This window comes from Flavobacterium sp. (assembly GCF_039932285.1).
Classification (GTDB): Bacteria; Bacteroidota; Bacteroidia; order Flavobacteriales; family Flavobacteriaceae; genus Flavobacterium.
In genome coordinates this window covers 1-8,300 of record NZ_JBDTQE010000094.1, presented here as the reverse complement: position 1 = coordinate 8,300, position 8,300 = coordinate 1, and the positions used below count along the sequence as shown (strand labels likewise).

The 8,300-nt window shown below is 29.0% G+C and carries 8 protein-coding genes; 5 read left to right on the top strand and 3 right to left on the bottom strand.

The annotated features are described in order from the left end of the window. Positions 1–770 (top strand): Hsp70 family protein (locus ABI549_RS12650; protein WP_348076824.1); only part of this gene is annotated, 770 nt, incomplete at its 5' end. Positions 771–879: 109 nt separating this feature from the next. Here the strand turns inward: ABI549_RS12650 and ABI549_RS12645 are convergent. Next, entirely contained in the window at positions 880–1,764 is an 885-nt protein-coding gene (locus tag ABI549_RS12645; protein ID WP_348076823.1) for a Brp/Blh family beta-carotene 15,15'-dioxygenase, read from the bottom strand. Positions 1,765–1,882: 118 nt separating this feature from the next. Between ABI549_RS12645 and ABI549_RS12640 the strand changes: the two genes are divergently transcribed. Then, the gene (locus tag ABI549_RS12640) at positions 1,883–2,608 is read left to right on the top strand and encodes a bacteriorhodopsin-like (protein ID WP_348076822.1); all 726 of its coding nucleotides are present in this window, start codon (positions 1,883–1,885) and stop codon (positions 2,606–2,608) included. Between the two features lie 234 nt (positions 2,609–2,842). Beyond that, a complete protein-coding gene (locus tag ABI549_RS12635) occupies positions 2,843–3,271 on the top strand; it encodes a hypothetical protein (RefSeq protein WP_348076821.1) in 429 nt (142 codons plus the stop codon). Between the two features lie 71 nt (positions 3,272–3,342). Here ABI549_RS12635 and ABI549_RS12630 read toward each other — a convergent pair whose 3' ends face one another. After that, complete coding sequence (locus ABI549_RS12630) at positions 3,343–3,723, bottom strand: RidA family protein (protein WP_348076820.1); 381 nt, start codon at positions 3,721–3,723, stop codon at positions 3,343–3,345. 68 nt (positions 3,724–3,791) lie between these two features. Then, positions 3,792–6,518: a putative LPS assembly protein LptD gene (locus ABI549_RS12625; protein WP_348076819.1), complete on the bottom strand. Its 2,727-nt coding sequence runs from the start codon at positions 6,516–6,518 to the stop codon at positions 3,792–3,794. Between the two features lie 78 nt (positions 6,519–6,596). Between ABI549_RS12625 and ABI549_RS12620 the strand changes: the two genes are divergently transcribed. Both ABI549_RS12620 and ABI549_RS12615 read left to right on the top strand, forming a co-directional pair. After that, positions 6,597–7,760, top strand: a complete 1,164-nt coding sequence (locus tag ABI549_RS12620; protein WP_348076818.1) for an N-acetylmuramoyl-L-alanine amidase — start codon at positions 6,597–6,599, stop codon at positions 7,758–7,760. A 41-nt stretch (positions 7,761–7,801) separates the two neighbouring features. Continuing rightward, positions 7,802–8,300: MlaD family protein (locus ABI549_RS12615; RefSeq protein ID WP_348076817.1), on the top strand; the 499-nt coding region annotated here is incomplete at its 3' end.

Genomic DNA, 8,300 nt, shown 5'->3' with positions numbered 1-8,300 from the left:
TTCAAGGTGGAGTTTTATCTGGAGATGTAAAAGATGTATTGTTACTTGACGTTACACCTTTATCTTTAGGTATCGAAACTATGGGTGGTGTGATGACAATCTTAATTGAGTCTAATACAACTATTCCAACTAAAAAATCACAAATTTTCTCTACAGCTGCTGATTCTCAACCAACTGTTGAACTACACGTTCTTCAAGGTGCAAGAGCTATGGCTGCCGATAACAAAACGATTGGTCGTTTTAACTTAGACGGTATTCCACCAGCGCCAAGAGGAGTTCCTCAAATTGAAGTAACTTTTGATATTGATGCTAATGGTATCATTAAAGTTTCTGCAACTGACAAAGGAACTGGTAAATCTCATGATATTCGTATCGAAGCTTCTTCTGGATTAACAGCTGAAGAAATCGAAAGAATGAAAAAAGATGCTGAAGCTAATGCTGGAGCTGACAAAATCGCTAGAGAAAGAGTTGAAAAAATCAATGAAGCTGACAGTTTAATTTTCCAAACTGAAACGCAATTGAAAGAATTGGCAGATAAAATTACTGACGAGCACAAAACTGCAATCGAATATGCATTAACTGAATTGAGAATGGCTCACCAATCTCAAGATTTAGAAGCAATTCAAAAAGGATTAGACAATGTAAATGCAGCTTGGAAAACAGCTACAGAAGCAATGTATGCTCAAGGAGAACAAGGTCAACAAGCACAGCCACAAGCTGAAGCGCAAGGGGATGATGTTCAAGATGTAGAATTTGAAGAAGTTAAATAATCTTTATTTAGATAAACGATAATAGACTTTTATATAATAGATTAAACCGAGTAAGAAATTACTCGGTTTTTTTATAGAATAATTTTAAACAAAAATTAGTCTATTTAAATTAATTATTCGTCCTAAACATTTTTAGTATTACTATGACGTGTGGAAATGTTATTGCTGCCAAGAATGAAAAAAATAACGAATTGAAAAGATTTAAGTCTTTAAAAATAACATAAAAAAGAAACAATCCTGCTATTGATAATATCCAATATAATGCCGCAGATTTAAAATATTTCATCAAGTAATTTGTATTACAATTACCATATAAAAAATTAACTTGATTTAATATTGAAGGGATGCTATGCCATATTATAAAATAAATAGTAAATGACCATATTAAACTTGAACTAAAAAATATAATTGCATAAACTATTAAATAGAAGATTTCTAATAAAATTTGTTTCCTGATTTTTGTATGTATTATATATAAGTATAAAAAAAATAAAAATAAAATCCCACCAAAAAATTTAAAGCTATTAGTTATTATATTTAAATTCAATGGAATAGCAGTAATTTCGGTAACTATGCTTTGTACTTCTATTTGATGAAAATAGAATAATAGAAATAAAATAAATATACCATAACAAAAAAAGAAAGTATATTTAAACCCTTGATTCAAAATTTCTATATTCTGCCATTGTTGTTCTCCAAAATGATAACCACTAACTATTATAAAGCTTATTAAAGCTATGCTGGGAATATAATAGAATAAAATCCCTCCAGTTATTACTACTAGAATATAGTAAATAAGAATTTTATAGAAATAATTTGTTTTTTTTTCTTTGTTTATGGATTCAATCAATAGTAAATCATTTGCTCCATGTAATATTCCAAAAGAGAAGATTAAGACGAATCCTAAGTAAATTTGAAATTCAGTTTTAAAGAATGAATCTATCCACAATCCAAAGAAGCTAGTTATTATTGCGAAATTCGAATAATTTGTCATGGCTTATTATTTTTGTTTAAAATTATGTAAAAATAATTAAACAAGTTATATTATTTTGTTTAATTGTTTTGTATATTCGTTAAACAAAATTATTTAACCATTTTTAAAATCAAATTTTATGACAAATTTTATGTTATTTCCGAGTTTAGTTTCTAAAATGTTACCAACAGATTATGTTGGATTCACATTTTTTGTAGGATGTATGGCAATGATGGCTGCATCAGCTTTTTTCTTTTTATCGTTAAACCAATTCGATAAAAAATGGAGAACCTCAGTATTAGTATCTGGTTTAATTACCTTTATTGCAGCTGTTCACTATTTTTATATGAAAGAATATTGGGCAGAAATAGGAGAGTCGCCAACTTTTTTCCGTTATGTTGACTGGATTTTGACGGTGCCATTAATGTGTGTTGAATTTTATTTGATACTCAAGGTTGCAGGAGCAAAGCAAAGCTTACTATGGAAAATGATTTTTCTATCTCTTGTAATGCTAGTAACAGGTTATTTCGGTGAAGCTGTCGATCCTACAAACGCATGGATTTGGGGATTAGTTTCAGGAATTGCTTATTTCTTAATTGTATATGAAATATGGTTGGGAGAAGCTTCAAAATTAGCTACAGCAGCAGGAGGAAATGTTCTTGCAGCGCACAAAATTTTATGTTGGTTTGTACTTGTAGGTTGGGCAATTTATCCACTAGGATACATGCTTGGAACCGATGGTTGGTATACTTCAATTCTAGGAAGGGGAAGTGTAGATGTTGCTTACAATATTGCAGATGCAATCAATAAAATTGGTTTTGGATTGGTAATATACAGTTTAGCAATAAAATCTCAACAAGATTAGTTTATTGTGTAATAAGTTCTGAAAAACCGAGTCTAAAATAGCTCGGTTTTTTTATTTAATGAAAATGAGTTAATAAATAGACTATTAAAAAAAGAGAATAAATATTTTTGAAATTAATACAGGAAGTTTATGGATATAAAGAGGCTTAAGTTTCTTTAGAAAATTAATTAATGCTACTTTTGCAGAAGTTTGGTTTTTAGCTTTCAAATTGCCAAATAATAAAATAAATATAAAATGTATAAAGAATTAAAAAAGTTTAAAGTAAGTAATAGTTTTACTTTTACAATAGAAGATAGTTTAGAAGTAGTTTGTAACGCAACTGAAACAGCAAGTGGTGTTTTCCTTGTTTATTCAATAGAAAATGAAGTAAAAGAACTTATTATGGTAGGTTCTACTGGAACTATTCAAAATGATGGGTCACTAAAAAGTAAAGGTGGAGGATTATATGATAAGATTGTAAATGGACATCAATTTGCAAAAACAGGACGTAAATATTCTTGGCCAGCGCAAATGAAAAAAGAAAATATTTCAAGATTAGAAGTTTTTTGGTATGAAACTTATAATGATAAGACTAAAGTGATTCCAACTTTTGTAGAAGCTCAGATGCTTCAAAATTTTCTTGATGAAAACAATTGTTTACCAAGATGGAATGTTGCATTTTAATTAAATCGCAAAAATAATTTCATAAAAAAACCTGTTCATTTTATTTTGAGCAGGTTTTTTTTACGAAAAATTTATTTCACAGCAATCATAGAAATTTCTATATTTACATTTTTAGGTAAACAAGAAACTTGAACAGTTTCTCTTGCGGGTGCAGTTTCTTCGGTAAAATATTTTCCATAAATAGCATTTATTCTCGCAAAATCTCCCATATTCATAATAAAAATGGTTGTTTTTATTACATGATCAAAAGTCATATTAGCTGCCTCTAGAACTGCTTTTAGGTTTTGCATAACTTGTTCGGTTTCTATCTCAATATTATCTAGAACTAAACTTCCCGTTGCAGGATTTATAGCTATTTGTCCAGAAGTATATAAAGTATTACCGCTTAATATTGCTTGGTTATAAGGCCCGATAGGAGCAGGAGCTTTATCTGTGAATATTATTTTTTTCATAGTTTTTTTATAATTATTTTTCTTGAATATTATATTTAACAATTTTATTTAAGTTTAGTAAAAAATAATTAAAGTCTTTTATCGGCAGTATTATGTTTGTCCCATTTAATATCACTTAATACGGAAGAACTAATTCCTATAAAGAAATACCATGTAGCTCTATCTCCAAAAGGCATCCAATTAAAATCCATTCGCCAGCTTAGTAAGTCTCGTTCAAATCGTAATTGGGTGTAAGTAACTCCTTTTTGCACAAAATCGTAACCAGAAGATACACCAGCTTTCCATTTTGGCGTAATATCTATATTTCCTGAAAACATTAATGAACTACTGGATATTTTTTTCTCCCGATTATTATTTGCATATGTTAAAGAGTATGCTAACTTTAAATCCCAAGGAATTTGTGCGTTAAAAAAACCTGAAAATTTATCGTCTTCATCATCTTTGTCGAACTGACTCTGTTGTCTGTTACTAAAATCGGTAGTTTTGCCAAATAAGTCATCTTCACGTCCTCCATTTTGTAAGCCTTTGTTGCCGTAGGAATCATCTTTTTTCTTATCTTTTTTATCTTTACTTCTTAGAGAATAATTAAGAGTCATATTAGCACTTGTCATTCTAAAAAGACTGCCTCCGTTATTTATATTAAAGATATTTAGACTATTTCCATTTGAATCTATAGCATAAGGATTTAGAGTTGCACCAAAATTAACATTCATTTTATCTTTAAATAAATTTGTACCACCACTAACTCGAACTGGCTGCCAAGCCTGAGCTCCTTTCTCGGCAGATAAGTTATATCCAGTAGAAAATTGTAAATTATTAAGAATCATAACTTTTTTTGGTTCTACTTTTGTAGAATCTCGATCTCTTACTTTTGCTTCAAATGTATTGTTTATTGAGAAGCTCAAATTATTAGAAAAACTTTTGTCTGGCGCTCCAAAAATCCCTTTCTCAAAACGAGTATAATCTGCCATTTTTCCGCTTCCATCAGTGGCATATGTGTCATAATATTTTTCGAAACTTGGTTTATAGCTATATCCAATATTAGGAGTCATCACATGGCGAATAGCTTGAATTTTTTTATCTTTACTAATATTAAAAGTTCCATAAATCGTAGTCCCTAATCCTGCTGAAAAATTATAAGTTCTAAAAGCATCAAAACCATTATTTGTAGTTTCATCAACTACATTAGTTACTGCATTATAATTTTTTTGTATTGTTTTTAAATACCATGTTTCGATATAATTTGCGGATGTAGATATGTTTAAGTATTTTAATACTTTAAAACTAGTACTTAGTGGTATCGTTTGTTGCATACCATTTTTTGCATCACGAAACATTTGTGGTTTAAAGAATAAAGAATCGACTGTTTGTATTTCGTTTCGTGCCGATAAGTTATAAGTAAAATTTATATTTTTAATAAATCCTTTTTTAGAGTCATCTTTTTTAGCAAAAGGATATATTCTGTCTAAACTTGCTGTCAGAGTTGGCAAAGTCATATTTATTGCCCCAGTATTTGTATTTTGACTATGATTTGCAGTAATGGCAATATTTGCTTGCGGAACAGTATTAAATGTTTTTGAGTAAGATATTGAAGAACTTAATGTATTATTTAACGATGCTGAATTATTTATTTGATTAAATGAACTTTTAAAATATTTCTGACTACCTAAATTTACTGAAGCAGAAAATCTAGAGTTTGGAGTTGCTTTAGCATCTGGAGAATGGCTCCATTGTAAATTATAAATTTTATTTTTTCCATAACCTGGAAATCCACGTTCTCCAGAAATCTGATTCTCATATCTAAAGTTAAAATTACCACGATATTTATAAATTTTGGCATAACTTGTTTCTGCTCTAAATGCATAACTTCCGTTTGTGTAATAATCACCTAATAGCGCTAAATCATAATGTTTGCTTAATGCAAAATAATACCCACCATTTTGCAAAAAATAGCCTTGTGCATTAGAGTCTCCAAAGGTTGGGATTATAATTCCAGACACATTACGTTCTTTCGACAAAGGAAAATAAGCAAATGGAATAGCTATTGGAGTTGGAACTCCCGCAATAACCATATTTGTAAATCCAGTAACTACTTTTTTTCCAGGAACTAACTTTATTTTTCTAGCTAAAAAGTAGTATTCGGGATCTTCTAAATTTTTTGAGGTGGTAAAACGAGCATTTTTTATAAAATAAACTGAGTCGTTTTCTCTTTTTGTAATTTCTCCTTTTACTCTAAACTCGTCTTGGTCGGTTCTAGAGTTCCAAATTAAAGCTTTTTTTGTTTTAAAATTAAAACGTATAGAATCTGGTTCAACTACATTATCTCCCTGTTTGAAATAAGGATATTGCGAATAAGTATTTGCAGAATCCTTTATTCGTCCGGCATAAACTTCGTCTTTTTCGTAATCTATGACAATAGTTCCAGACTTAAGTTCAATATCATTATAATACACTTCGGCTTTATCATAAAGTGTAATTTGTTTCGTTTTTTGATTTATTTTAGCATATTTTTCAGCTTTATATTTTATTTGAGCTTCAAGTAATCGCTTTTTTTTAGTAACACTATCTTTTTTGATAGTATCGGAAGTTTTAACAATGTTTTTCACACCAATATTTAGGCTATCTTTCTGATTTTTAGAAGGTATAGAAGTAGTTTTTTTAGATAACTCTTGAGAATAACAAGTGTTATATCCAAAAGTTAATAAAAAAGCTAAAAAAACGATATGAAATAAGTTTGTACGCAACGCTATAAATACTATTTTTGTAAAAATATGGCTTAATTTTTGAAGTGACAAACTTACAATCTATTTTTAAAAAAATTAAGCATTTAATGAAATTATAACCTTTTAGGTCATTTATAAAAAAATACAAGTATGAAATTTACATTAAAATTGAAACATTTTGCCTTAACATTATCTTTATTTTTTATTGCAACAGCTTCAGCACAAACAAATTCTAAATTTAAAGTTGTTTTAGATGCAGGACATGGTGATCATGATTTTGGTGCTACATATCATGGGTTTGTAGAGAAAAATATAAATTTAGCGATAGTACTAAAATTAGGTAAGATATTAGAGTCAGATCCTAATGTACAAGTTATTTATACAAGAAATAATGATACTTTTGTAGACTTAGTAGAAAGAGCAAATATTGCCAATAGAGCAAATGCTAATTTTTTTGTATCAGTTCATTGTAATGCTAATAAAAATAATGATGCTTTTGGTTCTGAGACATTTGTTATGGGACTTTCTAAAAGTGCTTCTAGTCTTGCTATTGCTAAGAAAGAGAATTCCGTTATAACTTTAGAAGATAATTATAAGAAAAAATATTCTGGATATGATCCTAATTCACCAGAATCATTAATTAGTGCAACAATAGCACAAGAAGAATATCTAGACCAAAGTATCGAATTAGCGAGTACTATTCAAGATGGTTTGCAAAATAAATTAAATAGAAAATCTCGAGGTGTTGCACAAGCTCCGTTTATGGTATTACACAAAGCATTTATGCCGCGAGTTCTTGTAGAAACTGGATTTATTTCTAATCTTGATGAGGGATCTTATCTTAATTCTGAAGAAGGACAACAAAATATTGCAAAAACTATTGCTGATGCTGTTTTTAGAATGAAAGTTGAGTATTTTGGTGGTACAATGCCAGTTATTGATATTAAAAGATATGAAAAACCAATTATAAAAGACTCTACACCAAAAGTAAATATTCAAATTAAAGACACATCAAAAGAAATAAAACTACCAGTTGAAGTAAAAAAAATAGACACAAATAAACCAGTATTTAAAATCCAACTAAAAGCAAGTACATCTAAAATAGAAACAAAACCAGAAAACTTTAATGGTTTAGATAAAATTTCATTCGTCTTAGAAAAAGATTACTACAAATATATGTACGGAGAAACTAACGATTATGTTGTTGCTAAAATGCAATTGCTCGAAGCAAAAACAAAAGGTTATGATTCTGCATTTATTGTAGCATTCAAAAACGGAATAAAAATTAGCTTAAACGAAGCATTAAAAAAGTAATACTAATAAGAATTTATTAATTTTGTTAAAAATATTTTACCTTGAAAATCACTAGAGAAATTAAAACTGCCATATTAGTCATTGCTTCAATTTTGTTATTTATTTGGGGATATAGTTTCCTAAAAGGGCAAAATTTATTCAATAGTCACAAAAAACTATTTGTCGAATATGATAATGTAGAAGGTTTAGCAACATCGGCACCAGTAACTGTAAGCGGAAAAATTATAGGAAAGGTAAATTCGATAACACTTAATGCAAACGGAAAATTACTTGTTGAGCTTCAAATAGACGATGATGAATTTCCAATTTCAAAAACAAGTGTAGCACAAATTTATGAGCCAGGAGTAATTGCAGGTAAGCAAATTGCTATTATTCCTAATTACAAAGACACTAATATGACAATTGATGGAGATAAATTAATCTCAGGAATAAAATTAGGATTAACAGACGCTTTAGGGCAAAAATTAGAACCACTTCAAGTTCGTTTAGACAAAGTATTAGCAAATGCAGATGCTTTGATATCAAATATAAACACAGTTT

Bases quoted from the DNA above. Each gene is read 5' to 3' on its own strand.
- ABI549_RS12620 (WP_348076818.1), top strand. From the start codon at position 6,597: ATGAAATTTACATTAAAATTGAAACATTTTGCCTTAACATTATCTTTA.
- ABI549_RS12635 (WP_348076821.1), top strand. From the start codon at position 2,843: ATGTATAAAGAATTAAAAAAGTTTAAAGTAAGTAATAGTTTTACTTTT.
- ABI549_RS12640 (WP_348076822.1), top strand. From the start codon at position 1,883: ATGACAAATTTTATGTTATTTCCGAGTTTAGTTTCTAAAATGTTACCA.
- ABI549_RS12630 (WP_348076820.1), bottom strand. From the start codon at position 3,723: ATGAAAAAAATAATATTCACAGATAAAGCTCCTGCTCCTATCGGGCCT.
- ABI549_RS12645 (WP_348076823.1), bottom strand. From the start codon at position 1,764: ATGACAAATTATTCGAATTTCGCAATAATAACTAGCTTCTTTGGATTG.